This window comes from Stenotrophomonas sp. 278 (assembly GCF_003935715.1).
Lineage (GTDB): Bacteria > Pseudomonadota > Gammaproteobacteria > Xanthomonadales > Xanthomonadaceae > Stenotrophomonas > Stenotrophomonas maltophilia_AH.
The window spans coordinates 1-26,456 of the sequence record NZ_RHPP01000007.1 but is presented as its reverse complement, the minus strand read 5'-3'; the positions used below and the strand labels follow the sequence as shown (position 1 = coordinate 26,456).

16 protein-coding genes and 1 pseudogene are annotated in these 26,456 nt (G+C 66.2%); 7 read left to right on the top strand and 10 right to left on the bottom strand.

Translation table 11 applies throughout. The annotated features are described in order from the left end of the window. Window positions 1-407: 407 nt before the first annotated feature. The 7 genes and pseudogenes from glgX to glgA form a co-directional block, all read right to left on the bottom strand. A complete protein-coding gene (gene glgX, locus EGJ34_RS02365; RefSeq protein WP_125358706.1) occupies window positions 408-2,516 on the bottom strand; it encodes a glycogen debranching protein GlgX in 2,109 nt (702 codons plus the stop codon). Beyond that, window positions 2,503-2,682, bottom strand: a complete 180-nt coding sequence (locus EGJ34_RS02360; RefSeq protein ID WP_125358703.1) for a DUF2934 domain-containing protein — start codon at window positions 2,680-2,682, stop codon at window positions 2,503-2,505. The genes glgX and EGJ34_RS02360 overlap by 14 nt, the downstream gene beginning before the upstream one ends. Further along, entirely contained in the window at window positions 2,672-5,236 is a 2,565-nt protein-coding gene (gene treY, locus EGJ34_RS02355) for a malto-oligosyltrehalose synthase (RefSeq protein ID WP_125358700.1), read from the bottom strand. Before treY ends, EGJ34_RS02360 begins: the two co-directional genes overlap by 11 nt. Next, the gene (locus tag EGJ34_RS02350) at window positions 5,233-7,056 is read right to left on the bottom strand and encodes a 4-alpha-glucanotransferase (RefSeq protein ID WP_125358697.1); all 1,824 of its coding nucleotides are present in this window, start codon (window positions 7,054-7,056) and stop codon (window positions 5,233-5,235) included. The genes treY and EGJ34_RS02350 overlap by 4 nt, the downstream gene beginning before the upstream one ends. After that, entirely contained in the window at window positions 7,053-8,798 is a 1,746-nt protein-coding gene (gene treZ, locus EGJ34_RS02345; RefSeq protein ID WP_125358694.1) for a malto-oligosyltrehalose trehalohydrolase, read from the bottom strand. Before treZ ends, EGJ34_RS02350 begins: the two co-directional genes overlap by 4 nt. Continuing rightward, window positions 8,795-10,669, bottom strand: a pseudogene (gene glgB / locus EGJ34_RS02340) (1,4-alpha-glucan branching protein GlgB); the annotation flags it as partial. The gene treZ and the pseudogene glgB, both read right to left, overlap by 4 nt. A gap of 68 nt (window positions 10,670-10,737) precedes the next feature. After that, a complete protein-coding gene (gene glgA, locus EGJ34_RS02335; RefSeq protein ID WP_125358688.1) occupies window positions 10,738-12,312 on the bottom strand; it encodes a glycogen synthase GlgA in 1,575 nt (524 codons plus the stop codon). Between the two features lie 455 nt (window positions 12,313-12,767). Here glgA and EGJ34_RS02330 point away from each other — a divergent pair, with 455 nt between their 5' ends. From EGJ34_RS02330 to EGJ34_RS02305, 6 genes are all read left to right on the top strand, one after another. Next, a complete protein-coding gene (locus tag EGJ34_RS02330) occupies window positions 12,768-15,095 on the top strand; it encodes an arylsulfatase (protein ID WP_125358685.1) in 2,328 nt (775 codons plus the stop codon). A gap of 122 nt (window positions 15,096-15,217) precedes the next feature. Further along, entirely contained in the window at window positions 15,218-15,520 is a 303-nt protein-coding gene (locus EGJ34_RS02325) for a hypothetical protein (protein ID WP_125358682.1), read from the top strand. Window positions 15,521-15,927: 407 nt separating this feature from the next. Further along, the gene (locus tag EGJ34_RS02320) at window positions 15,928-16,371 is read left to right on the top strand and encodes a hypothetical protein (protein ID WP_125358679.1); all 444 of its coding nucleotides are present in this window, start codon (window positions 15,928-15,930) and stop codon (window positions 16,369-16,371) included. A 305-nt stretch (window positions 16,372-16,676) separates the two neighbouring features. Then, a complete protein-coding gene (locus EGJ34_RS02315; protein WP_125358676.1) occupies window positions 16,677-16,883 on the top strand; it encodes a DUF6229 family protein in 207 nt (68 codons plus the stop codon). Between the two features lie 102 nt (window positions 16,884-16,985). Continuing rightward, window positions 16,986-19,871 carry a type 2 lanthipeptide synthetase LanM family protein gene (locus tag EGJ34_RS02310; RefSeq protein ID WP_125358673.1) on the top strand — a complete coding sequence of 962 codons (2,886 nt, stop codon included), beginning with the start codon at window positions 16,986-16,988 and terminating at the stop codon, window positions 19,869-19,871. 129 nt (window positions 19,872-20,000) lie between these two features. Then, on the top strand, window positions 20,001-20,720 hold the full coding sequence (locus EGJ34_RS02305; RefSeq protein ID WP_125358670.1) for a GNAT family protein: 720 nt from the start codon (window positions 20,001-20,003) through the stop codon (window positions 20,718-20,720). Between the two features lie 99 nt (window positions 20,721-20,819). Here the strand turns inward: EGJ34_RS02305 and EGJ34_RS02300 are convergent, their stop codons facing one another. Together EGJ34_RS02300 and EGJ34_RS02295 are read right to left on the bottom strand one after the other, a co-directional pair. After that, the gene (locus EGJ34_RS02300; protein ID WP_125358667.1) at window positions 20,820-22,166 is read right to left on the bottom strand and encodes a sorbosone dehydrogenase family protein; all 1,347 of its coding nucleotides are present in this window, start codon (window positions 22,164-22,166) and stop codon (window positions 20,820-20,822) included. Beyond that, the gene (locus EGJ34_RS02295; protein WP_125358664.1) at window positions 22,163-22,582 is read right to left on the bottom strand and encodes a hypothetical protein; all 420 of its coding nucleotides are present in this window, start codon (window positions 22,580-22,582) and stop codon (window positions 22,163-22,165) included. Before EGJ34_RS02295 ends, EGJ34_RS02300 begins: the two co-directional genes overlap by 4 nt. A 158-nt stretch (window positions 22,583-22,740) precedes the next feature. Between EGJ34_RS02295 and EGJ34_RS02290 the strand changes: the two genes are divergently transcribed. Further along, window positions 22,741-23,964, top strand: a complete 1,224-nt coding sequence (locus EGJ34_RS02290) for an MFS transporter (protein ID WP_125358660.1) — start codon at window positions 22,741-22,743, stop codon at window positions 23,962-23,964. A 9-nt stretch (window positions 23,965-23,973) separates the two neighbouring features. On the opposite strand, the gene EGJ34_RS02285 is transcribed toward EGJ34_RS02290, so the two are convergent. Continuing rightward, window positions 23,974-26,265 (bottom strand): GH92 family glycosyl hydrolase, encoded by a 2,292-nt coding sequence (locus tag EGJ34_RS02285; protein WP_260476875.1) that lies wholly within the window; start codon window positions 26,263-26,265, stop codon window positions 23,974-23,976. Window positions 26,266-26,456 lie beyond the last annotated feature (191 nt).

Here is a 26,456-nt window from a genome sequence, read left to right as displayed (position 1 = left end):
GGCGTCTTGCGACCGCCTCTACCAAAGCCACAATCCGAATGTGGGAACGGACGGCGTGCATCGGCAATTCGACGCCCCGGCGCGTGGCGACGCGTTCATCGATGGGGTACGCCAGGGTTACGGTGGCGCGGGTCGCACGACAGTCGACCGCCGATATCGGTTCAACGCCCTGTGGGGCATGAACGTGGAACGGAGGCGTTGGCCCGGTGGAGTCCATGCGTTAAAGCATCGATCACCGTTATCGGCAGGCGTCTTGCGACCGCCTCTACCAAAGCCACAATCCGAACGTGGGAACGTACGGCGTGCATCGGTAGAGTCGCACGTCAGTCGACTGCCGATAACGGTTCAACGACCGGTGGGGCATGAACGCGGAACGGAGGCGTCGACCCAATCCCCCGCTGCCCACGTCACGCCGCCAGCAGACACAGACTGTGCGCTGGCAACACCCACCCACCCTGCTCGTCACTTTCCAGCGGGGCTTCCGGCGTCTGCAGCAGCACCTTCCGGAAGCTCAGGGTGTCGTCACCGATTGCAAACCTCACCGGCTCCGCTCCGGCATTCAGCAGCAGAGCCAGGCTGACATGGCGACCCGGCTCGCGCAGCCCGCTGTCCGGGCTGCGCCCGTCCAGCCCGATGCCCAGTGCCCGGCGCTCGGCGTCATGCCAGTCGGCCTCCTGCATCGGTTGACCGTCGGGTCGGCACCAGCGGACGTCGCTCACGCCCAGTACCGGGTCAACCTCACCGCGCAGGAAGCGGTTACGCCGCAGCAGTGCATAGCGACGGCGCAGCGAAAGAACCCGGCGCACGAACGCGGCCTGCGCCTGCGCGGCCGGCTGGGCGGCCTTGTCCCAGTCGATCCAGCTCAGTGCGTTGTCCTGGCAGTAGGCGTTGTTGTTGCCCTGCTGGCTATGCCCGAACTCGTCCCCGGCCAGCAGCATCGGCGTGCCCTGCGACAGCAGCAGCGTCGCCAGCAGGTTGCGCATCTGCTGCGCGCGCAGGGCAAGAATGCCCGGCTCCTGGGTGTCCCCCTCCACGCCGTGATTGCTGGACAGGTTGTGCTCGTGGCCGTCGCGGTTGTCTTCGCCATTGGCCTCGTTGTGCTTGTGCTCGTAGCTCACCAGGTCATGCAGGGTGAAGCCATCGTGGGCGGTGATGAAATTGACACTGGACGAAGGCCGCCGCCCCTGGCGGTCAAACAGATCGGACGAGCCATTGAACCGCGTGGCGAAGTCGGCAAGTTGACCCGCATCGCCGCGCCAGAGGCCGCGCACGGTGTCACGGAACTTGTCGTTCCACTCCGCCCAACCTGGCGCGAAGTTGCCCAGCTGGTAGCCGCCCGGTCCGATATCCCAGGGCTCGGCAATCAGCTTGACCTGTCCCAGAATCGGGTCCTGGCGGACCGCATCGAGGAAGCTGCCGGATGCATCAAAACCATGCCGTTCGCGCCCGAGAATGGTCGCCAGGTCGAAGCGGAATCCGTCCACGCGCATCTCGGTGACCCAGTAGCGCAGCGAATCCATCACCATGCGCAGCGCGCCGGCATTGGTGAGGTCGAACGTATTGCCGGTGCCGGTATCGTTGATGTAGTAGCGTCGGTCATCGGCCAGCCGGTAATAGCTGGCGTTGTCGATACCCTTGAACGACAACGTCGGTCCGAGCTCGTTGCCTTCGGCCGTGTGGTTGTAGACCACGTCCAGAATCACCTCCAGCCCGGCATGGTGCAGCCGCGCCACCATCTGCTTGAACTCCGCCACGGTGCCCAGCGACAGATAACGTGGATGCGGCGCGAAGAAACCGATCGAGTTGTATCCCCAGTAATTGCGCAGCCCCTTCTCCAGAAGGTGCTGGTCGTCGACGAAGGCATGCACCGGCAGCAGCTCGATGGCGGTCACCCCCAGGTACTTGAGATGGTCCACCAGCGCGTCGTTGCGCAGGGCCGAGAACGTGCCCCGGTCGGCCTCGGGTATCTGAGGATGCTGCATGGTCAGCCCACGCACATGCCCTTCATAGATCACGGTGCGCTCCCACGGTGTCGCAGGAGCGCGCTCGTTGCCCCAGCTGAAGGCCGGGTCGATCACCGCACACTTGGGCATGTAGCTGGCACTGTCTCGCTTGTCAAAACTCAGGTCGGCGTCGCGATGCCCCACGGTGTAACCGAACAGATGCGGTGCCCATTTAAGCTCACCCACGATCTGCTTGGCATAGGGGTCCAGCAACAGCTTGTTCGGATTGAAGCGGTGCCCTGCATCGGGTGCATACGGCCCATGCACGCGGTAGCCGTAGCGCTGCCCAGGACGCGCGTCTGGCAGGTAACCGTGCCAGATTTCATCGGTGTACTCCGGCAGGGGAATGCGCTCCTGTTCGCGCCCGCGGGCGTCGAACAGGCACAGCTCCACCTTGGTCGCGTGCCGCGAGTACAGGGCGAAGTTCACGCCCAGTCCGTCCCAGGTCGCACCCAGTGGATACGGACGGCCCTCGCGCACCCGCGAGCTCTGCACCGGTTCACGACGCGCCATGCTTCCCCTCCTCGTCCTTCTGCAGCTGACGCACCGCCAGTTCGGCGGCGACCAGCCGCTCGGCCATGTGCCAATGCCGCTCCGAATGTCCCTCCGGCCGGCCTTCGGCCTCCCATATCTGGTGCGCCAGCTGCTCCGTGCGCTGGCGGCGCTCTTCATCGTCCATCATCACGCTCCACGTCATCAATCCATACGGCAACAGGCGACCCGTTGAACAGGTCCGCAATCGAAATTTCCTCGCCCGTGCAGGACCACGCGCGGTCATCCAGCACGTTCCGGTACCTTCCCGGGGGCAAGGCCTGCAGCAGCGCGTGTTCGTCGCCAGCTGCAGGGGCCACCAGACTTTCACAGGACGCTTGCGGACTTCCGGGCCGCGTGCGCACGCCGACCAGCAGGAACTGTCGCTCCCAACGTCGTGCAAACAACAGCACGTCCGCATGGGGATCCACCGCGACCGGATGCAGCGTGCCGTGCGCGAACAGCCCAGGCCGCATCCTGCGCAGCTGCAGCAGCTCCCGCAGCAACCGTGCTTTCGGTGCACCCCCACGCCAGTCGTTGAGCAGGCCATGCCACGGCCGCGGATCATCCAGCGAGGTGCGGCGGACCGCGTAATCCACCGGGCGGCGGTTGTCGGGGTCGACCAGGCTGGTATCCCAGCCTTCACTGCCCTGATAGATGTCCGGAACTCCCGGACAGGTCAGCTGCAACGCCAGCTGGGCCAGGGACAAGCGCGCGCCAGCTGCCGCCACCGGGGTCAGGAACTCGCGCATCTGTACCCGCAGCGGCCGCGCCTGTACGTCGCAGCACAGCCAGTGCACCCAGGCGCAGGCCGCGTCTTCCCTCACCGTGTCAGGATCGCTCCAGCTGCTGATCTGCTTTGCTTCGCGCAGCGCCTTGCGCAGCCATTGCTGGACGCGCGTGGCAAACGTCTCGCCTTCGACCTCGATATCCAGCGGCCAGCTCGCCAGCAGCGTCTGCCACAGCAGGTAGGCTTGCGCATCGGGCAGCGGCACGGCGTGGCCAGCGTGCAGGCACCGCGCCTGCCACTGCGCCAGCGCGACCCGCCATGCCTGTGGCCAGGCGGAGAGCACGGCCAGGCGCATGCGCGCATCCGGCCCCCGTTTGTGATCGTGGGTGGCGACCGCCAGCAGTGCGCGTGGAAAGCGCGCTCGGCGCGCGTCTGCCAGGTCCAGGAAATCGTTCGCCGACAACGCCAGCCGCGCCGGGTCGCTGCCGACCTCGTTGCGCGAGATCAGCCGACCGTAGCGATAGAACGTGGTGTCTTCCACGGCCTTGGCATTGAGCGGCGCAGACAGCTGCTCCAGGCGCACCACCGGCTCGGGCTCGGCGTCACCGTGCGCCGCCGACAGCAGCCGCTGCCGCAGCCAGCCGAGCGCGGCCTGGCCACCGCCATCAAGATCAGAGGCGGCCGCAGTGCACGCCTGCTCCAGCACCCCCCGGTCCTGCGCATCGTGCAGGCCATACGTGCGGTAGACGGGAAAGTGCCGCAGCACGGCACGCACCGCGCGCTCAAGCATGCGCGGCGCAAGGTCGCCGTCCTGAAGCGTCTGGGTCTGGCCGTGTTGCAGGCTGCGCAGGCAACGGTCGAGGTCAGCCTGCAGGGAAGTGCCCAGGATCAGGTCACGGGCCTGACGCTCACTCGCATGTGCATCAGGACCGTGACCACTGGCGCTGTTCCAGGCGGCCTCCAGCGCGTCGCGACCCGACGCGTCATGCAATACGGCACTCACCTGGTCCATGAAGTCATAACCGGTGGTGCCGTCGCAGGACCACGACGCCGGGAGCGATTCTCCATCCGCCAGGATCTTCTCCACATGCAGCGTCAGCGTTCCCGGCCCCAGGCCACGCCCGGCCCCCGCCTCGTCCAAGGCGGCGCGCAGTTGCTGCAGGTAAGCGGTCGGATTGGCGAGACCATCGACGTGGTCGATCCGCAAGCCGTCAATCCAGCCTTCGCGGGCCAGCCGCAACGGCAGCCCGTGCACCGCGCTGAACACATCCGCACGTTCCACCTTCAGCGCAACCAGACCATTGATGTCGAAGAAGCGCCGGTAGTTGATCCGGTCCTGTCCGCTGCGCCACCACGCCAGTCGATATGCCTGGTGTTCCAGCAGACGGTGCAGATGCGCCGGGGTGCGATTGCAGCGCTCGATCCATCCGGGGAGGTCGGCCGCGTCGGGCAGTCCGAGCGGGCACACCGGCCAGTGCTGGCCGTGGTGTTCCAGCAGCACCGCATCATGGTGACGGATCACCCGCAGCGCGCCCTCCTCCACCGCTTTGGCCAGCGGACGGTCCAGCACCGGCAGCCACAACCGTCCTTCGCAACCGGGGGCGTCCCATTCGATGTCGAACCAGTCGGCAAAGCCACTACGGCGACCATGGGTAAGCACATGGTTCCACCAGGGGTTGCGCGTGTCGGCCGCCAGATGGTTCGGCACCCAGTCCAGAATGATGCCCAGTCCCCGTGCCCGCGCCGCCTGGGCCAGCGCGACGAAACCGGCTTCGCCTCCCAGCTCCTCACTGACCCGACCGGGATCGATGCCGTCGTAACCATGCGTGGACCCGGGCACCGCCTGCGCGATGGGCGACAGATACAGGTGGCTGATGCCCAGTCCAGCGGCATAGTCCAGTTGCGCCTGGGCCGCCGCAAAGGGGAAGCCGGCGTGCAGCTGCAGGCGCAGGGTCGCGCGCAGGGGCGTCATGCGGTCTCTCCTCCACGCAACCGGGCGAATCGCTTCAGGCGCGGCTCCAGTCCCGGATCGTCAACCGTTGGCAGGCGCTGCTGCCAGTTGGGGTGTTCGTGCACGGTGCCGGGAAGATTCGGTTGCTCGCTGAGCCCCAACGCGTCTTCCAGCGGCAGCAGCGCGAGCGGTGCCGAAGCCAGCGCGGTCAGCGCCAGCGCGTCGCTGTGCGGATCGTCCGAGCCGATGCCCTCGGTGCGCGCCAGAGCATGCAGCTCGGCCGCCTGCCGCGCACGTTCGTCGCGCAGCGCATGCGCGGCCGTGGCATCGGACCAACCCAGCTGTGCATGCCAGTCCAGGTCGCGTCCGGCCAGCCAGCCTGCCACGGGCGGCAGGTCATGCGTGGAGGACATCGCCACGGCCGTGCTGCGCCAGCGTGACGGCGGCCAGAAGCCCTGCGTGTCCCGACTAAACGCAAGCACGTCGATGCCGAGAATACCGCGACCGGCGAGCGTGTCGCGGATGCCGGGCGGCACCACGCCCAGGTCTTCGCCGATGACGATGCAGCCATGCCGCCACGATTCCAGGACCAGCAGATTGATCAGGTCCTGGAACGGATAGCGCAGGTACGCACCCTGCGCCGCACCGGCCCCGCGCGGCACCACCCACAACCGGTTCAATCCCAGAATGTGGTCGATGCGGATGCCGCCACGGTCTGCCATCACCGCGCGCAGCAAGGCAATGAAGGGCGCATAGCCCTGCGCGACCAGCGCCTGCGGCGCATAACCGGTAATGCCCCAGCTCTGCCCCAGCGGATTGAAGGCATCCGGCGGCGCGCCCAGTTCAAGCCCCTGCAGCACCGCGTTGGTGTTGCGGCGCGCTTCGGCCCCCTCCGGGTCAAATCCCACGGCCAGGTCGGCAATCAGTCCGATACGCAACTGCGCGGTACGCGCCTGCTGCTGCACGCGCTGCCAGCCGGTTCGGGCCAGCCAGCGTCCGAACGCCGCTTGGCGCTCCTCGGGCGACGGATCATCGGCGACGATATCCGCGCAGATCTGTCGCCAGCTTACCGGGTCGTGATGCTGCAGCCAGTCTGGCAACCGGTCGATCCAGGCCTGCTTGGCAGCTGCGGCGGCGGGCCAGTCGATCCGCTCGGCACGCTCATGCGCGGCCAGCGCCTCATCCAGCGACGGGTCCGCGCCGCGCACTGCCGCGGCCGCCTCGGGCAGCACCTGCAACGGTGCAGCATGTAGTGCTTCCAACGCCAGCCGGTCCGAAGGCGAGTACGGGCTGTGCCCGGATCGTATGGGCATGGCGGCATGGATGGGACTCAAGGCCAGTGCACTGCCGCCCTGCGCGCCCAGACGCCGCACCCAGTCCAGCGCACCGGCGCTGTCACCAATGCCGCCGTCGCCGGCGTGTCGCAGGCTGTACACCTGCGCGGCCAGACCCCAGTCACGCGCGTGCCCGTTCTGCGCCGGATACCACGCGCGCAGCGGAGCGACGGCCACCGCCTGCTGCAGGCCTCCCTGCTCCCACCGCCAGTAACCCGGCGACGAAGGCGCGCGCCAGCTGCCGGCACCCTGTGGCGTTGCCACGCAGGCATGCCCCTGGTCATCCACCCAGACGGCGTCAGCGTCGCGGCTGCCCGCGATATGGACCGGTCGTTCCACCACGCCGGTGAGCAGCGGCGGAACCACCGGGGCGGCCTCCGGCAGGCGCGACACGATCTCGGCGAGCACGCCCGGGTCGACCGTCTGCGGCGAACCCGTGACGTCCACCCAGTCGGCCATCACACCGGCACGCTGGGCCTGCTGCTTCAACGACGCCGTCGCTTTCATCGCACCACCCAGTGCACGCGCAAGCTGTCTGGCCCGAGCTGGCGCACATCACTGTGACCCTCGGCCAGCACGCAGTCTCCTGCAGGCAATGCGTGCGGCACCGGGGTATCGCCCACGTTGAAGGCCACCCACCATTCCCCTTGCGGCAGGCACCAGCCGGCCTGCACCGCGCGATCGGCCAGAACCCTCGCGCCCAGCGGCTGCGCCGCCTCCAGATCCTGCTGCAGGTAGCGGCGGCGCAGCGCCACCAAGCCACGGAACCAGTCCAGGGTGACCCGGGCGTGGGGGTCGTTCGCGTCCGGCAGGCCCACCGCCGACGCGGCAAAGGTCTGCGGATCATTCGGGTCGGGAATCCGCGCCCGGGCGGCGGCGTCGCCGAACGCGGAAAACGCGGCGAACTCGCGCCGCCGGCCCTCGCGCACGGCGTCGTCCAGCGGCGGCGGGAAGTCGGTGAAGAACAGGAAAGGCGTCCGCGCCTGCCACGGCTCGCCCATGAACAAGAGCGGCACCATGGGGATCAGCACGGTCAATGCCGTTGCCAGCCGTGCACGCGGGGGAGCCACCAGTGAGCTGAGCCGGTCGCCGAACGCGCGGTTGCCCACCTGATCATGGTTCTGCGCGAACGCCACGAATCGCGCCGGTGGCAGGTCCGCACTGGGCTCGCCCCTGGCCACGCCACGCGGTGTGGGCTGCCCCTGCCAGGCGAATCCTTCGGCCAGGCAACGCGCCAGCAACGACGCCGCCAGGCCCGGGCCGGCATAGTCAGCGTAGTACCCCTCATGCTCGCCGGTCAGCAGAACATGCAACGCGTTGTGATAATCATCATTCCACTGGGCCTGGTAGCCGCCGCGCAGCCAGCGCGCCTGGTTGCGCTCGTTCTCCAGCACCAGATGCACCTGCCGTCCACCGCTCACGCTGGCGTGCACTTCGTCGGTCAACTGTTGCAGGAAGGCGTCGGAATCAATCGCATGCACGGCGTCCAGCCGCAGTCCGTCGAAGCGGTACTCGTGCAGCCACATCAACGCGTTGTCGATGAAGAACCGACGCACCTCGGGCTGGCCGAAGTCGATGGCACCTCCCCATGGCGTGCTGCGGCTACGGTCGAAGAACGCGGGCGCATACTGCTCCAGCAGATTGCCCATGGGCCCGAAGTGGTTGTAAACCACATCCAGCAATACCGCCATGCCCTGCCCATGCGCAGCGTCGACCAGTGCTTTGAGCGCTTCTGGCCGACCGTAGGCCTCGGCTGGCGCATAGGGGAAAACGCCGTCATAGCCCCAGTTGCGGCGCCCCGGAAACTGCGCCACCGGCATCAACTCAAGTGCGGTGATCCCCATCGCGGCGAGTGCGGGCAGCTGCGCACGCAGGCCATCGAAGCCGCCGCTGCAGCCGACATGGACTTCGTAGATGACCAGCTCGTTCCAGGGCCTGCCCTGCCAGTCGGGCGTCAGCCATGCGTGGTTGTCTTCGGGCAGGACCGCGCTCGCTCCTTCCACGCCATGGGGCTGCCAGCGTGACGCAGGATCCGGCACCTGTGCCCCGTCATCGATACGAAACCGGTACGGCGTCCCTGCGGGGGCCTCAGCCTCGACCACGAAGAGGCCTTCGCCCTCCGCGCGCATGGGCTGGTCCTCGCCACACAGCACCAGCGACGCCGACGCTGCCGCCGGTGCCCACAACCGGAAACGGGTGCGCCCATCGGCCAGGGGCCATGCCCCCAGCCGCGCTGCCTGCCCGTTCATGCCGTGACCTGCAGATACAGCGTGGCAAGTGGCGGCAGGGTCAGCACCAGCGACTGCGCCTGCCCATGCAGCGGTACCGGCTCGGTGGGCACTGCGCCGCCATTGCCGACATTGCCACCGCCATACCAACCGCTGTCGGTGTTCAGCAGTTCCTGCCAGGTTCCCGCCTGTGGCACGCCGATGCGATAGCCATGGCGCACCACCGGGGTCAGATTGCAGACCACCAGCACCGGTGCAGCGGCCCCCGACGGATCGCGGCGGATGAAGGCAAACACGCTGTTGGCGGCATCATCGCCGATGGACCACTGGAAGCTCTGTTCGTTCTGCTCGTCACTGTGACACGCGGGCTGGTGGCGCAGCGCGCCATTGAGATCGCTGACCAGTCGCACGAGCCCCTGGTTCAACGGTTGTCCGGCCTGCTCCCAGTCCAGCGCGTGGTCATGCCGCCATTCCCCGGCCTGGCCGAATTCGCCCCCCATGAACAGCAGTTTGCTGCCCGGGTGTGCCCACATGAACGCATAATAGGCGCGCAGCTGCGCGAAGCGCTGCCAGTCATCGCCCGGCATGCGCTGCAGCAGCGAGCCCTTGCCGTGCACCACCTCATCGTGCGAAAGCGGCAGCACGTAGCGTTCGGAAAAGGCATACACCAGCCCGAACGTCATCTCGCCATGGTGCCAGCGGCGATGCGCCGGATCGCGCTGCATGTAACCCAGCGTGTCGTGCATCCAGCCCATGTTCCATTTGTGGGTGAAGCCCAGCCCGCCGTGTTCCGGCGCAGCCGTGACGCCCGGCCACGCGGTCGACTCCTCGGCGATCAGCATCACATCCGGGTGCCGCGCGCGCAGGGTGCCATTCATGTGCCGCAGGAACGCCACCGCCTGCAGGTTCTCGCGCCCCCCGTGCTCGTTCGGAATCCACTCTCCCTCGCGCCGGCTGTAGTCGCGATAGAGCATGGACGCCACCGCGTCCACCCGCACGCCATCCAGATGGAAGCGCTCCACCCATTCCAGCACGCTGCCCAGCAGGTAGGCCCCGACCTCATGGCGGCCGTAGTTGTAGATCAGCGTGTGCCAATCGGCGTGGAAGCCCTCGCGCGGGTCGGCATGCTCATACAGCGCGGTGCCATCAAAGCGCTGCAGGCCGTGGCCGTCGTCCGGAAAATGGGCACCCACCCAGTCCACGATCACCCCGATGCCGGCTTGATGGCAGCGATCCACAAAACGCGCGAAATCGGCGGGCGTGCCGTGGCGCGAGGTGGGGGCGTACAGTCCCAGCGGCTGATAGCCCCAGCTGCCGCCGAACGGATGCTCGCTGACCGGGAGCAGCTCGATGTGGGTGAATCCCAGCGACTGCACGTGTGGGATGAGGCGGTCGCCCAACGCCTGCCAGTCCAGTACGTCGCCCTGGGCATCGCGCTGCCAGGAGGCGGCATGGACTTCGTAAATGGACAGGGGTGCCTGCCGCCACTGCGCGCGTTGCGCCATCCACGCCGCGTCGTTCCACTGGAAAGGCGTGGCATCCGGCACCCGCGAGGCGGTCGCCGGCGCCCGCTCGGCCCAGCGCGCCATGGGATCCGCCTTGTCAGGCAGCTGATGGCCATCCGCGCCGGTGATCCGGAACTTGTAACGCTCACCCGCACTGACGTGAGGAACGAAGCATTCCCAGACGCCGGCCACCTCACGTTTGCGCATGGGGTGGCGTTCGCCGTTCCAGCCGTTGAAATCGCCCACCACGGCCACGTGCCGAGCGTTCGGAGCCCAGACTGCGAAGCGGACCCCGTCGAGGCCGCCGTGCTGCAGCGGCACCGCACCCAGTGCGCGCATGGCATCGGCACTGCCCTGGTGCAACTGCCGCAGCAGGCCCTCGTCCAGCAGCTGCTCATCACGTTCTGTTTCTGCCGCCACTGCCAGTACCGTTGCCGCCTCGCCCTGCCCTGCCATCATGCCGCCACCGCCACCGACGTCGTTGCTGGCTGTGTCTGCTGCTGCGCCTGGCGGTACAGATCGACATACTGCTTGCCGGCCACGTCCCAACCACTGGGGCGCATCATCGCGGCACGCCGCATGGCCTGCAGCAACGCCGGCAACCGGTAGGTGCGCAGTGCGCGCGCCACGCCATTGCGCATGCTGTCGGCAGTGGGGGCGTTGAACAGGAACCCGGTGACGCCGTCATCCACGGTGTCGACCAGACCGCCGGTGGCGTGGGCCACCGGCAGGCAGCCAAACCGCTGCGCGTACATCTGGCTCAGCCCGCAAGGCTCGAAGCGCGACGGCATGAGCAGGAAATCAGCGCCGGCGAACATCTGCCTTGCCAGGCCTTCCTCAAACCCGATGAACGCACCCACCTGCCCCGGATGGCGGCTCGCCAGCTCGCGCACCTGCTGTTCCACCTGTGGCTCACCGCCGCCGATCACCACCAGTTGGCCGCCGGCCGCTACGATCTGAGGCGCGATCTCGCAGGTCAGGTCCAGGCCTTTCTGGTGAACCAGCCGCGATACCACCGCAAACAGCGGACCATTGCCCGGACGCAGACCAAACTGGGCGCGGACGCTCTCTGCGTTGGCCTGGCGGCCTTCACAACGCTCCACGCTGAAGTGGGCACGCAGATGCTGGTCACTGCGCGGATCCCAGCTGGCGTCAATGCCATTGACGATGCCGCTGAGATGACCGCGCGCCGCCCGGCGTGCCAGCAGCTCGTGCAGCCCGCAGCCGTCGTCGGGTGAGGTGATCTGGCGCGCATACCGCACGCTGACCGTATTCAGCCGGGTGGCGGTGACAATGCCTGCCTGCAGGAAGGAAAGCTGGCCGTGGAATCGCACCTCGTCCAGGCACTGCGCCGGAATGCCGAGCGCGGGCGCAAGGTCGAGGGGATAGAGCCCCTGATAGGCCAGGTTGTGAATGGTCAGCAGGGTCGGCACGGGAAGGCCATCCCAGCGCACAAAGGCGGCTGCCAGCGCGCTCGGCCAGTCGTTCAGGTGCAGCAGCTGCGGTGCCCACTCCGGATCCACGCGGCCGGCGGCGATCTGCGCTGCAGCATGCGACAGCGTGGCGAAGCGCACAGCATTGTCTGCCCATTCACGGCCGTGCTCGTCCACGTAGGGACTGCCCCCCCGTTCGAACAGTTCCCTGTTCAGCAGCACGTAGACGGGCAGCCCGTCCCGCTGCTCTGCACGTGCCAGTACGCAGGCAGGCAGCGCGCCACGCGGCGCGGTGACGCCAATCCGTTCCAGGCGCTGCAGCCGCTGCAGCACGGCCGGATAGCCTGGTATCAGTACACGCACATCGCACGACCCGCGCAAGGCGCGCGGCAGCGAAGCGGCCACGTCACCCAGGCCACCGGCCTTGACGAAGTCCGCCATCTCCGACACCACAAACAGCACACGCTGCCCCGCCGTTGCACGGCGTCGAGGCAGGAACCGTCCACGCAGATCGCGCGGCAGCGGTGAAGATGAACGGGGCAGATGCAACGCAGAAAGCGGTGAGGAAGCGGGCAAATACTCGGCGACAGCGTTCATGGGGGCACGTCACGAATGGGGGGAACAGATCGCCGCCGCAGCCGGCATCGCGGCTGCGGAATGGTCACGTCAGGGGACCGTTGCCACGGAGCGTGGCGAGGTCACAGCTGCAATCTATACCGGGGGTGAATCAACCGGTCGTGAAAGACCTGAGATGTATTCGTGACAGCTCATGCGGGCGTTACATCAGCTGATGCGCTGATGGCATTACGGCGGGGCGCACGCAGGAACGTGCGGGGTGCGTGCGGTCGTGCGGTCGTGCCGGGGTAGAGTCGCACGACAGTCGACTGCCGACAGCGTTGCATCGACCGGTGGGGCATGAACCCGGAACGAAGACGTAAGCCCGGCAGATTCGATTTACACCATCTACTGAAGCCGCCTAAGTAGCTTTACAGAGGTCGCGCCCTCCCCGGAATGCTCCACTGCCCTCCTTCCCCACGAAGGAAAGCCCGGCCATGGCCAAGCCCCCGTTCAAAGGCGTGATCAAGCTCGACATCCGCGATTCCAAAGCGGACTGGGCACCCTTCCTGCCGCCTACTGCGCCCAAGGACGCGCCCAACATCCTGATCGTGCTGTACGACGACACCGGTCAGGCCGCGTGGGAACCGTATGGCGGTGCAATCAACATGCCCACCCTGCAGAAGCTGGCGGACAACGGGCTGACCTACACCCAATGGCACACCACCGCGCTGTGCTCCCCCACCCGCTCCTGCTTCCTTACCGGCCGCAACCATCACCTCAATGGCATGTCCGCCATCACCGAAGCTGCCAACGGATTCCCCGGCTGGAGCGGACGCGTCCCCGAGGAATGCATGTCGGTGGGCCAGGTACTGCAGGATAACGGCTACAGCACGTTCTGGATCGGCAAGGACCATAACGTGCCCGAGCAGGACATCTGCGCAGGTGGTCCGAAGTCTGAATGGCCGCTGCAGAAAGGCTTCGACCGCTACTACGGCTTCCTCGGCGGTGAAACCAACCAGTGGTACCCGGACCTCACCCAGGACAACGTATTCATCGACCAGCCCTACGGGCCCGAAGACGGCTACCACCTCTCGCGCGACCTGACCGATCAGGCGTTGCAGATGATTCGCGACCAGAAAGCCTCCAACCCCAACAAGCCCTGGTTCCTGTGGTTCTGCCCCGGTGCGAATCACGCCCCGCACCACGCGCCCAAGGAATACATTGACAAGTACAAGGGCAGGTTCGACGAGGGCTACGATGCCTACCGCAAGTGGGTGGTGCCGCGCATGATCGAGAAAGGCATGTTGCCCGCCGGCACTGAGGTACCGGACTTCAATCCGATGCCCGAAGACCAGGCCAACGCCGCCGACTATGTAAAACCCTGGGACGGGCTGAGCGCGGATGAGAAGCGGCTGTTCGCGCGCATGGCCGAAGTCTACGCCGGCTTCTCCGAGTACACCGACGCCCAGGTCGGCCGCATCGTCGACTATCTGGAAAAGAGCGGGCAGCTCGACAACACCATCATCTTCTACTGCTCCGATAACGGCGCTTCCGGCGAAGGCAGCCCGACCGGTTCGGTGAACGAGAACAAGTTCTTCAACAATTACCCGGACTCTCTGGAAGAGAACCTGAAGTACATCGACGTGCTGGGTGGTCCGGAAACCTACAACCACTACCCCACCGGCTGGGCGGCCGCGTTCTCGGCCCCGTACAAGATGTTCAAGCGCTATTCCGAATACGCCGGCGGCACCTGCTGCCCGATGGTGATCCACTGGCCAAAGGGCATCAAAGCCAAGGGCGAGGTGCGCAATCAGTACCACCACGCGGTGGACATCGTGCCGACCATCCTGGAATCGATTGGCATTCCGATGCCTGAAACCAATCGCGGCGTGAAGCAACATCCACTTTCAGGTGTGTCGATGAAGTACAGCTTCGAGAAGGATGGCCCCACCCAGAAGAAGCGCCAGTACTACGCGATGCTGGGTACACGTGGCATCTGGGAGAACGGCTGGAAGGCCGCGGCCGTGCACGCGCCGTTGACCAGCAAAGGCCACTTCGACCAGGACCGCTGGGAGCTCTACAACGTGGACGAGGACCGCTCCGAGTCCAAAGACCTGGCCAAGGAAAACCCGGAAAAGCTGAAAGCGCTGATCGACGCCTGGTTTGCCGAGGCCGAGGCCAACAACGTGCTGCCGCTGGACGACCGAACCGCGGCGGAGGTGCTGGGTACCGAACGCCCCAGCACCGAGGCCCCGCGCGAACGCTACATCTACTACCCGGGCACCTCGCCGGTGCCGGAAGGCGTGGCGGTGAACGTGCGTGGTCGTTCGTACAAGATCATCGCCGAGGTGGAGATCAAAGACGCCGATGCCTCGGGCGTGATCTTCGCGCATGGGTCGCGGTTTGGTGGGCACAGCCTGTTCATCAAGAATCGCAAGCTGTACTACGTGTACAACTTCCTGGGCATCAAGCCTGAGCAGGCGTTTGTCTCCACCACCGAGCTGAAACCGGGGACCTGGACGCTGGGCATGGAATTTGAACGTACCGGCCAGGGTGAGCACGGCGAATCGCTGGGCAAGACCAAGTTGTATGTCAACGACAAGGTGGAAGCCGAAGGCGACATGAAGACCCAGCTCGGCAAGTTCACGCTGTCGGGCGATGGGTTGTGTATCGGTCGCGACAGTGGTGATGCGGTGAGTGCAGAGTACAAGACGCCCGGTGAGTTCAAGGGCGGTGAGATTCTGGCCGTAGGCGTCACCGTGGAGAAGGCGCAGTATCTGGATCTGGAGAAGCTGGCTGCCGCCGCATTTGCAGCGGATTGACTCTGGGATCACGCGATTGACGCGCATGGCGCGTCACTACGGGACCGCGCCTGTAGTGACACGCCATGCGTGTCATCGCGGACTGTGTACACTCCGCGCATCCACAGCACGGAATGAAACACATGCTTCCAGGTAAGCGCGTCGCCCAGGTCATCGTCAGCCTCTACGCCCTCGCCTGCATCGCCGCTCTGGCCGTACTCCTGATCGGCACCAAAGGCCTGTTCGGCGTCCCCGCCGACGGCCTGGCCGCGGTGGTGGCGCTGATGCTGGCGATGCCATGGTCGCTGTTCTTCATGGCACTGGGCGTGGAAACCCCGGCGGCGTTCATCGGCTTGATCGTGCTGGCGATGGTGTTGAACGGCCTGATCGTTTGGGGCGTGATCTGGCTGCTGCGAAGGGCAGTTGCCTCCTTGCTGGGCCGATAGTCCATCGGGGATGCGCCGGTAGAGTCGCACGACAGTCGACTGCCGATAACCGTGCAGCGCCCGGTGGGGCATGACCGTGGAACGGAAGTATTTGCCCGGCAGGTTCCATGCGCCAAAGCACCGACTGTCAGTGACACGTCAGTGCGGTTACGTATATCAGCATTGTGCCGCCCTTGTAGAGCCGGGCTCTGCCCGGCTGAAGCATTCCCCGCGATCCGATGCCGCAGCCGGGCAAGCCCGGCTCTACGACCCCGGCGGGGTTCTTTCATCCGGCCCCGTGCGACGCGTTTATCGTTTCTCCAGCACCTGTTCAGTAGAACTACCCAATGCACGTCCAGCAGAAGTTCCGATGCGCAATCGCCTTACTACTGTCAGCGTGGGGACTCGTCCCCGCGCAGGAACGCCCCATGAAAACCGTCATCCATCGCGCCACGGCTGCCCTGATGCTGGTGCTGTTGGCATTAGTGGCGGTCCCCTTTGCGCGCGCGCAGCAGAGTGCGCAGGCCGCCACCGATGCGGCCGATCCGGCACTGCGCCCCCATGGCTCCAACAAGTGGCGCATCGAGTTCGATGAGCGGGCAAAATCGGACGGCACGCTCATGTTCCGGGTGTGGCCGTCGGGGGCTGATCCGGTCCTGGTGGAGGTGCCGGTCAGGGATGGCATGTCCGAGAATCACATCGCCCAGGCGGTACGCGATGCGATAGGCGCGCGGCTGGGCAAGGGCTATCACGTGGAGACCGATGATGGCGAGGACGTGCTGGTGAAATCCCGCCACGGCACCGGTGACTTTGGCATCGACCTGGTCAGCAATACCGTGCGCGACGTCGACATCGACCTGGAACGCGAGTAGAGCCGGGCTTGCCCGGCTGCTCTTCGCTGTCGCGCCAAAGGCAGCCGGGCAAGCCCGGCTCTACGTCTTCCGTCGCGCCCACAGTTCCGCCGCGAGTTTCCGTCGCGTCGGCGATTCCGCCGCGCGCCCAATTCTGTGAATCACTTCCCAGTTTGACTCCCGCCAAAATTGGGTCCACCGTAGCTGCGCGGCCAGACCCTCGTTGTTCGGTATCGCAGTTGTGTTCTTGATGCCAGGGAATGGCCGTACACGAAGGGGTGTTCACTCTCGAACATCCTCATCGCACATCACAAGGAGAAAGCGGAATGCAACTGAATGACGACGTCGTTTCAGGCTGGCTCAACGGTGCCGACAGCGTAGATGGCTGCGACAATCCGGCCGGTTCCCTTTTCATCTACGGCCAGCAGGCCACTGAAGCCGCACTGACCTCGGCCGCTCCGGTCATGGCCACCGGCGGCACGGGCCACTGCACCACCACCCTGTCTCAGATTGGTACCTGCCACTGTTGTTGATGTGAGCTGCGCCGGCGCGCAGCCGCAACTGCTGCGCGCCTCTGCACCTTCATCGGGCCAGCGGCCCGGAACGCGGATACCGAATCGACTGCAGGGAACGCCATGACTGCTTCCGCAATGAACAGCTTCTCCCGCATCGTGCGCCATTATGTTGCGCCCGTTTCCACCGGCTGCGCAGCGCGCCTGCAGATTCTGGGACCGGCGCTCTCGCCCGGCGAAATCGACCTTCTCCAGGCCCAGGCGCACACCGCGCTGCTGGAGAACGCGCAGCTCAAGCTCAACCGGCTGCTGTTGCTGGAACTACACGCCGCGGTGCGCGCTGGCCAGGTGTCCAGCACCGACCCGGCCGATCAGTTGCAGCAGTTTGTGGCCCTCGCCACCAGTACCGCGTTCGCCGACCATCTGCGGCAGCGTTACCCCGCACTGATGCCGCGCTTCGATGCCATGCAGCAGGCGCACGCAACGGCCATTGTCGAACTGGCCACGCATATCGGCGAGGACCGCGCGCAGCTGGAGGCACTACTCGGTCAACCTGCCGGACTGCTCACCGGGCTGTCGCTGGGAAAGGGCGATCTGCACGGAGGTGGTCGTACCGTGGCCAAGGTCAGCTTCGAAGGCGGCACGGTGATGTACAAGCCGAGGTCGCTGCGCATTGATGCAGTACTCGATCGTTTTCTGGGCGTGGTGTTTCCTGATCAGCCGGAACGGGTCCGCGTGCCCAGGGTCGTCGACTGCGGCGACCACGGCTGGGCGGGTTTCGCGATGCACCGCTTCTGCAGCGACGACACCCAGCTGGCCACCTACTACCGGGGCCTGGGGCATTGGCTGGCGATTCTGCGGCTGATTGGCGGCACCGACATTCATCTCGAGAACCTGATCGCGTGCGGTCCTACGCCGGTCATCGTAGATGCCGAAAGTGTGTTCTCGCCGCCGCTGGCCACCACGCCAAGTGGCTACGGCAATGCCTACGACATGGCAGTGGCGCTGATGCACAACTCCGTGCTGCGCACCGGCATTGTTCCCTTCCGCACCAACGGACTGGGCATGGAAGGCGTGGACCTGTCCGCCGCCGGCGCGCTGCCGGGCGAACAACCGAAGGTCAAGGTGCCGATCATCGTCGAGGGCGGCGAGTATCCGGCCCGACTGGGGATGGTCGAGGCCGATTTTGCGGTCGCCCAGAATCATCCCTGCGAGCGACCCGACGTATCACGCTTCTGGGACGAGATCAGCGAAGGATTCATGCAGGCCAGCAGCCGGTTGCGCGCGCTGGACCACAGCGGCGCACTCGCACGGATGCTGGAACCCTTCCAGGGCTGCCAGGTCCGCGAAGTGCAACGCCCGACCATGGCCTATGCCGAAATCGGCCGGATGCTGTGGCACCCCGCTTCACTGCACAACGAACCGGCAGCCATCGCCCGTGCCATGGACCTGCTGATACGCAATGCGGCGGTGTCGCCGGCAGCGTCGGCCGAACCGGATGAGGTGCTGGCGGAGATCAACGCACTTCGCGTGGGTGACATTCCGCTGTTCGCCGAGGCGCTGTCCGCTGAGCGTATCGACCGGGTCGTCGACAACTGGCGCGGCATGCGCATCGACCTGGAAGAACTGACCATCCGCAGCACGCTGGTCGCCACCGACCTCAACCAGCACGCCTTGGCACGTGCGGAAGCGCGCGACGGCTACACGTACGCCGCCAGAAACCCACGCGCGGATGACCTCGAGCAGCGCCGTCGCAGCCATTGCCGCGATGCCGTCAACAATCTGATCAAGCTGTGCGTGCACGGCGACGATGGAACCATCACCTGGATCACTCCGGAAATCACCCAGACCGGCTGGACGGTTCAACCGGTTCAGACCGACGCCTATTTCGGTCTTGGCGGCATTGCCTTCGCACTTGCCGCCTATCAACGCGAGGTGGCCGCTGGACGCGCGCTGCCGGTTGACGGCCTCGATGATGCAGTGGAGGGCGCGGTCCGCATCTACCTCAGCATGTGCGCGCACGACCAGCCGGTCATCGGCGGTGGACTGGTCGGTGCAGGCGCACGCATCTGGACCCTGCTGACCCTGCACCGGCTGCTGCAACGCGACGTGTTGCTGAACGCCGCGCGTGACGCTGGCCACGCGCTGGCCGCCGCCGATTTCGCGGACGTGCCCAAGTACGAACTGCTGGACGGGCTGGCCGGTTCCATCCTTCCGCTCATCCAGTTGACCGAGGTGACCGGAGAGCGCCGGTGGCTGGACGTCGCTGCCCGAGCGGCGCGCACCCTGCAGGCAGCCGCAGTGGTCGACGAGCGCGGCGCACGTTGGCCAACGCCGCAGTTCGACGAACCCATCGGTGGCTTCGCGCACGGCGCGATGGGCATCGGCTGGGTGCTCGCACGTCTGGCGTTGACCGAAGCAGGCAGCGCTGACGACCGCGTGGCCTGGCAGAAGCTCGCCAGCGGTGCATTCAAGTTCCAGGATGCGTTGTTCGAACCGGAGACCGGGCGCTGGCGCGACCTGCACCTGCGCGATGGCCAGAAGATTTTCCCCACGTGGTGCCACGGCAGCGTCGGCATGGGCCTGGCGGCGGCGGACCTGTATGCGCGCACCGGCCATCCAGATCACCTGCGCATGATGCGCCGGGCTGTGGCCGATGCCAGCGGCCGCTGGGGGTTCAGCCATACCTTGTGCCATGGCGACCTGTCGATCCGTGAGTTGCTGGTGCGTGCGGCCGAACTGGATCCGGACGGCTGCCCCTACCCTGAGGACAGCGGCGCGATCGAGGTCATTTCCTCGATCGAGGAGCACCACGGTCTGGTGGGCGGCCTGACCCGGGCCGCATTTACCCCGGGCCTGATGATCGGGCTGGCTGGCGCGGTGTACGGGCTGTGCTGCATGCATCCCGATTGCAGGCTGCCCTCGCCCTTGCTGCTGGAACACATGGCGCAGCCCCCCGTAGTGCCGGGCCATGCCCGGCACCTGCACACGGACGAAGCAATCGCGTAGAGCCGGGCTTGCCCGGCTGAAGCCTTCCCGTGAACCTGTAGCGCAGCCGGGCAAGCCCGGCTCTACCTGACCTCCCATCGGCATGATAGAAAGGCGACCGTCCCCATCGTCCTTTCTGCCGAGGCTGCGATGTCTCCCGCGTGGACCAACCCCTATGGCCAGCCAATCGGCATGCCACTGCCCGGCTGGCGCGCGCGCCAGCGCCCGAATGCAATCACCCTCAAGGGTCGGTTCTGCCGGCTCGAGCCGCTGGATCCGGCGGTGCACGGTCCCGCGTTGGCCAAGGCGTATGCGCTGGCTGTGGAACCGCGCGACTGGACCTACATGGCAAGCGGTCCTTTCGATTCCGACGCGGCTTTTCATCAGTACCTGTCTGCGGCGGCCCGCAGCGAGGACCCACGCCACTACGCCGTCATTGACCAACGCAGCGGTCAGGCCACCGGCACACTGGCGCTGATGCGCCAGGATCCAGTCAATGGCGTCATCGAAGTCGGCCACGTGATGTTCTCGCCGCTGCTGCAGCGCACGCCGGCAGCGACGGAAGCACAGTTCCTGCTGATGCATTACGTGTTCGATGTGCTGGGTTATCGCCGTTACGAATGGAAGTGCGACAGCCTCAATACCGGATCACGCAAGGCGGCAGAACGGCTGGGCTTCCATTTTGAAGGCATTTTCCGTCAGGCGCTGGTGTACAAGGGGCGCAACCGGGATACCGCGTGGTATTCGGTGATCGACACCGAGTGGCCCAAGCTCGACGAGGCATTCACCGCGTGGCTGGCGGGCGACAACTTCACCAGCGAGGGTACACAGAAGCGCTCGCTGGCCGCCTGTCGCGGCAAGGTCCCGTAGAGCCGGGCTTGCCCGGCTGAAGCTTTCGCGTGACCTGACGGACAGCCGGGCAAGCCCGGCTCTACGCATTTCCGTGGTTTCAAGCAATTCCGGGGGCTATCAGCCCCCGGCAGGTGCCGGCGTTTCGGCCACCGGAGCGGCCTGCGCTGGCACATCCGGCGTGATCCGCCACACCGTGTTGGCCAGGTCATCAGCCACGATCAACGCGCCCTTGGGGTCAACCGTCACGCCGACCGGACGACCGCGGGTCTTGCCATCCTCGCCGCGGAAACCGGTGGCGAAGTCGATGGGTTCACCCGCGGGCCTGCCGTTGCTGAAGGGCACGAACACCACCTTGTAGCCCACCGGCGGGTTGCGGTTCCAGCTGCCGTGTTCGCCAACAAACACACCGTCGGCAAACGCGCTGCCCATCACCGGCGAGGAGAACGCCACGCCAAGTGCGGCCACATGCGAACCCAGCGCGTAGTCCGGCGTGAGCGCGGTCGCCACCAGCTCCGGCTTCTGCGGCATCACCCGGGTATCCACATGCTTGCCCCAGTAGCTGTACGGCCAGCCGTAGAAACCACCGTCCTTCACCGAGGTGAGGTAGTCGGGCACCAGGTTCGGGCCGATCTCATCGCGTTCGTTGACCACTGCGTACAGCGTACCGGTTCCAGGCTGCACGGCCAGCGCGGTTGGATTGCGGATGCCGCTGGCATAGGTGCGGTGCGCGCCGGTCTGCGCGTCGATCTCCCAGACCACGGCGCGGTCGACTTCCACGTCCATGCCGCGTTCGCTGACATTGCTGTTGGAGCCAATGCCTACGTAAAGATGACGGCCATCCGCGCTGGCTGCCAGCGACTTGGTCCAGTGGTGATTGATCGCCGACGGCAGCTCGGTGACCTTGACCGGTGCGGCGCTGGCCTTGGTGTCGCCCTCGGTATAGTCAAAGCGGACCAGGGCGTCCTGGTTGGCCACGTAGATCGCGTTGCCGATCATGGCCAGCCCATAGGGTGCGTTGAGTTTGTCGGCAAACACGGTCTTGAGTTCGTAAACACCATCACCATCGGCGTCACGCAGCAGCGTCAAGCGGTTGCCGCTCTTGACCTGGGTATTGCCCTTGGCCTTGATCTTGCTGGCAATCACATCCTTGGGCTTGAGCGGCTTGGCGCTGCCGCCACGCCCCTCAGCGACCAGGATGTCGCCGTTGGGCAGCACCAGGGTCTGGCGCGGAATGGCCAGATCGGTGGCGATGGCGCGAACCGAGTAGCCCTTCGGCACGGTCGGCACCTGGTCGCCCCAGGCCGTGGGCTGGGCGATGGTCATGTCCGGCATCACGCCGCGGTGCGGCTTCGGCAGCTCCGGCGCATTGCCGTACTGGGCCATGTCCGGGGCCTTCTGGCCACTGCACGCGGCCAGGGCCACGCTCAGGGCGGACAGGCTGATGATCCTGAAGGAGCGGCTCATCGCACACCTCCCGCATTGCGCAGGCAGCACAGGCCGAGCACCGTGGCGACCAGCGCCAGCAAGGTCAGAATGACCGACATCACCAGCCCACCCGGCATCACCGCCCAGGCGTCACGTGCGTGGTGCAGCGAGTTGACGAAGCCCAGCACCCAGGTGATGGCGAGCACGATGACATAGGCGAAGCGGCGGCTGCCGCGCACCAGGCCCACGATCCCGCTCAGCAGCGCCAGCGTGGTCAGGACCATCGCACCCACCAGCAGCCAGGCGGCAAAGTTCGCCCATTGGATCTGATAGGTGCTCCAGTAAGCGTAGTCAGCCAGCAGCGTGGCCAGATAGAACGGGAACACCCCGCCGAGGAAGGCCGCATGCAGCGGATGGATGACCCAGGGGCGGGTCACGACGACAGTTGTTGCCATGAAGGTCTCCTGCAGTGGACAAAGCGCTGGAAGCAGCGGGGGGAGCCCGTTCATCCTGCCAGAGCCGGCGTGACGGTGGGATTGACCTTAGGTTTGATTGTGCAAAGCCTTGGCGTGTGTAGCGTGGCACCATGTGCGGGTTACCACGAAGTGCTGTCATGTCCACCGAAACCCCGCCTCGCGCCTCCGCCCCCCTGCCTGAGCCCGCAGCCCCCGCGCCATCCGGCTTTGCCATCCGCATCGTCGGTGCCGCCGCCATCGCGCACCTGCTCAACGACATGATCCAGGCGGTGCTGCCGGCGGTGTATCCGCTGTTCAAAGCCGAATTCGCGTTGAGCTTCGGCCAGATCGGCCTGCTCGGGCTGGTCTACCAGATCACCGCGTCGCTGCTGCAGCCGTGGATCGGCATGTACACCGACAAGCATCCGCTGCCCTATCTGCTGCCGGCCGGCATGATCGCCACGTTCGTCGGCATCGCGATGATGGCGCTGGCGGGCAGTTACGAAATGCTGCTGGTGTCGGCGGCGGTGATCGGCATCGGCTCGGCCACCTTCCATCCCGAAGCCTCACGCGTGGCGCGCATGGCCTCGGGGGGACGCTTCGGCACCGCGCAGTCCACCTTCCAGGTCGGTGGCAACACCGGTTCGGCGATTGGCCCGCTGCTCGCGGCCGCCGTGGTCATTCCGCACGGGCAGCGCGCCATCGGCTGGTTCCTGCTGATTGCCTCGGTGGGAATTGCGGTGCTGTTCCGGCTGGGGCGCTGGTCGGCTCACCATCGCACCGCCACTCTCAACAGCCTGTCGCGCTCGCAGGGCGTAGGCCTGAGCCCCAACAAGGTGATCCAGGCCATCGGCGTGATCGCCGTGCTGATGTTCGCCAAGTTCGTGTACATCGCCTCGATCACCAACTACTTCACGTTCTATCTGATCGAACGCTTCCAGCTGAGCGTGCAGCAGAGCCAGATCTACCTTTTCATTTTCCTGGCCTCGGTGGCGCTGGGCACCTTCATGGGGGGTCCGGTGGGCGACCGGATCGGGCGCAAGGCGGTGATCTGGATCTCGTTCCTCGGCGTGGCCCCCTTCGCGCTCGCCCTGCCCTACGCCAATCTGTTCTGGACCGCCGTGCTGGCGGTGGCGATCGGGCTGGTGATGTCGTCGGCCTTTGCCGCGCTCGTGGTGTACGCGCAGGAGGCGGTACCCGGGCGCGTGGGGCTGGTGTCAGGCCTGATGTTCGGCCTGATGTTCGGCATTGGCGGCATGGGCGCGGCCGGGCTGGGGCAGCTGGCCGACGCCCATGGCATCGTGTGGGTGTATCACTTCACCTCGTTCCTGCCGTTGCTGGGGCTGGCAACGGCGCTGTTGCCGAAGACCGCGATGCGGTAGGCGAACGCATCACTTCGACATTGAATATGGTTGCTCGGCGTTCTGCCCAGGCCATGCCTTGTTCGGTTCGGCCTGCAGGGTGAAGTGCAGCTCGCCGCCGGCCAGGATTTCCGAATGGCGCAGGAAGGTGCGGTTCAGCGGCTTGCCGTTGAGCGTCACCGAACCCACATAGTCATGCCCCGTGCCCACGCCGTCGGCGGTCACCGTGAAGGTCTTGCCGTTGGGCAGGTTGAGCGAGGCCTTGGGCAGGAACGGGCGACCGATGATGTATTCGGCACTGCCCGGTGCCACCGGATAGAAGCCCAGCGCGGTGAACACGTACCACGCCGACATCTGCCCCAGGTCGTCATTGCCGGCCAGGCCATCCGGACGGTCGGCGTACTGCGAATCCATGATCTGCTTCAGGCGCGCCTGGGTCCGCCACGGCTGGCCGCTGTAGGCATACAGGTAAGCCACGTGGTGGCTGGGCTCGTTGCCGTGCGCATACCAGCCGATCAGGCCGGTGATGTCTTCCATGTGCTCGAAGATCGACGGGTCGACCTTGGCCTCGAACACTTCATCCAGGCGCGCCAGCAGCTTGTCCGCACCGCCGTGTGAGGCGGTCAGCCCAGCCACGTCGTGCGGCACGTACCAGGAATACTGCCAGGCGTTGCCTTCGGTGTAGTCGGTGCCGTAGCCGCTGGCACTGGGGTCGAACGGCGTGCGGAAGCTGCCGTCACGCTTGCGCGCGCGCATGAAGCCGGTTTCCGGATCGAACGCATTGCGCCAGTTGCCCGCACGCTTGTCGAAGGTGGCAGCCACATCGGTGCGCCCCATTGCCTGCGCCATGCGCGCGATGGTCCAGTCGTCGTAGGCGTATTCCAGGGTCTTGCTCGCCGCCTCGCCTTCTTCGTCGATCGGCACCCAGCCCAGCTCGCGGTACTGCGCGATGCCGTCGTACGGCCCGTAGTTGGCGGTGGCGACCATGGCGTCCAGCGCCTTGCTGGCGTCGAAACCGCGGATGCCCTTCACGTAGGCATCGGCAATCACCGGCACCGCGTGGTAGCCGATCATGCACCAGGTTTCCTGGCCGTGGAACGACCACACCGGCAACATGCCGTAGGCGCTGTGCTGCTGGTGCGCCAGCAGCGAGTTGATGAAATCACTGCTGCGCTGTTCCGGCTGCACCAGGGTCAGCAGCGGATGCAGGGCGCGGTAGGTGTCCCACAGCGAGAACGTGGAGTAATTCGTGTAGCCCTCGGCGCGGTGAACGGCGTTGTCCGACCCGCGGTACTGGCCGTCGGCGTCCATGAACAGCGTCGGGCCAAGCAGGCTGTGATACAGCGCGGTGTACAGGCTGCGGCGGTCGTGTTCCGGACCCTGCGCATCCAGCACCGACAGCGCCTGCTGCCACTGAGCGCGGGCCTGCGCGCGCACGCGATCGAAGTTCTGGTCTTTGGCTTCCGCATCCAGATTGGCGATGGCCCCGGCCTCGCTGACCGACGAGATCGCCACGCTCACCACCAGCGGCGCATCCAGCTTGCCGAAGTCGAAGGTGCCCACCAGCTGGCGGCCCTCGATCTGCGGCCGCTGTGCCGGGTTGTTGTGGCCCGGCGGCGGGAAGCCCTTGTAGGCAATGTCGGTTTCGGTGTTGTGCAGTTCGTGGCCCTTCAGCGGACGCGAGAAGCGCATCGCGAAATACAGCTGACGGCCCGGGGCCCAGCCGCGGGTCTCCCGGAAACCGGTGACGGTGCCGTCCTCGCGGATGCGCACGCGCGACCACAGGATCTTGCCCGGGTAGTCGTACAGGCTGGTGCGCAGGTCGAGCAGTACCTTGGCGTCCTCGCCCTTCGGGTAGGTATAGCGATGCACGCCGGTGCGCGGGCTGGCGGTCAGCTCGGCGCGCACCTTGTAGTCGTCAAGGGTGACGGCGTAGTAGCCGGGCTCGGCCACTTCGCGGTCATGGTGGAAGCGCGAGGCATAGCCGCTGCGCGGCTTGTCTGGATCACCGCGTTCCAGGCCCGGGGTGCCGGTGTACGGCATGACCAGCACGTCGCCGAGGTCGGAATGGCCGCTGCCGGAGAAGTGCGTATGCGAGAAACCGACAATGCTGCTGTCGTCGTAACGGTAGCCGGCCGCCCAGTCATAGGCCTTCTCGCGCGGCTGGATGCGGGTGTCCGGACTGAGCTGCACCATGCCGAACGGCACCGTCGCACCGGGGTAGGTATGCCCTTCCCCGCCCGTGCCGATGAAGGGGTCAACTGCCGCATAGGCACGTTCCCCTACCGTGGTCGGAGCCGCGCCTGCCGTTCCTGCCAGCATTGCCGCTACCGCCAGCCCCACCCACCGTACCGCCCCCGCTTTAGCCATGGCGTGATTTAGATCGATTCAAGGAAATCCGATCGTAGCACCGTGCGCGGGGGCATGCATGTTGCGATGCAGTTTGTCGGATACGGAACCCCGGTAGCGCCGGCCCTTGGCCGGCCCAGGCGGTCCGTGGGCCGGCCAACGGC

Coding starts and splice junctions, on each gene's coding strand:
- EGJ34_RS02310 (WP_125358673.1), top strand. CDS start 16,986: ATGACTGCTTCCGCAATGAACAGCTTCTCCCGCATCGTGCGCCATTAT.
- glgX (WP_125358706.1), bottom strand. CDS start 2,516: ATGGCGCGTCGTGAACCGGTGCAGAGCTCGCGGGTGCGCGAGGGCCGT.
- EGJ34_RS02285 (WP_260476875.1), bottom strand. CDS start 26,265: ATGCTGGCAGGAACGGCAGGCGCGGCTCCGACCACGGTAGGGGAACGT.
- glgA (WP_125358688.1), bottom strand. CDS start 12,312: ATGAACGCTGTCGCCGAGTATTTGCCCGCTTCCTCACCGCTTTCTGCG.
- EGJ34_RS02305 (WP_125358670.1), top strand. CDS start 20,001: ATGTCTCCCGCGTGGACCAACCCCTATGGCCAGCCAATCGGCATGCCA.
- treZ (WP_125358694.1), bottom strand. CDS start 8,798: ATGAACGGGCAGGCAGCGCGGCTGGGGGCATGGCCCCTGGCCGATGGG.
- EGJ34_RS02315 (WP_125358676.1), top strand. CDS start 16,677: ATGCAACTGAATGACGACGTCGTTTCAGGCTGGCTCAACGGTGCCGAC.
- EGJ34_RS02300 (WP_125358667.1), bottom strand. CDS start 22,166: ATGAGCCGCTCCTTCAGGATCATCAGCCTGTCCGCCCTGAGCGTGGCC.
- EGJ34_RS02295 (WP_125358664.1), bottom strand. CDS start 22,582: ATGGCAACAACTGTCGTCGTGACCCGCCCCTGGGTCATCCATCCGCTG.
- EGJ34_RS02330 (WP_125358685.1), top strand. CDS start 12,768: ATGGCCAAGCCCCCGTTCAAAGGCGTGATCAAGCTCGACATCCGCGAT.
- EGJ34_RS02290 (WP_125358660.1), top strand. CDS start 22,741: ATGTCCACCGAAACCCCGCCTCGCGCCTCCGCCCCCCTGCCTGAGCCC.
- EGJ34_RS02320 (WP_125358679.1), top strand. CDS start 15,928: ATGAAAACCGTCATCCATCGCGCCACGGCTGCCCTGATGCTGGTGCTG.
- EGJ34_RS02360 (WP_125358703.1), bottom strand. CDS start 2,682: ATGGACGATGAAGAGCGCCGCCAGCGCACGGAGCAGCTGGCGCACCAG.
- treY (WP_125358700.1), bottom strand. CDS start 5,236: ATGACGCCCCTGCGCGCGACCCTGCGCCTGCAGCTGCACGCCGGCTTC.
- EGJ34_RS02350 (WP_125358697.1), bottom strand. CDS start 7,056: ATGAAAGCGACGGCGTCGTTGAAGCAGCAGGCCCAGCGTGCCGGTGTG.
- EGJ34_RS02325 (WP_125358682.1), top strand. CDS start 15,218: ATGCTTCCAGGTAAGCGCGTCGCCCAGGTCATCGTCAGCCTCTACGCC.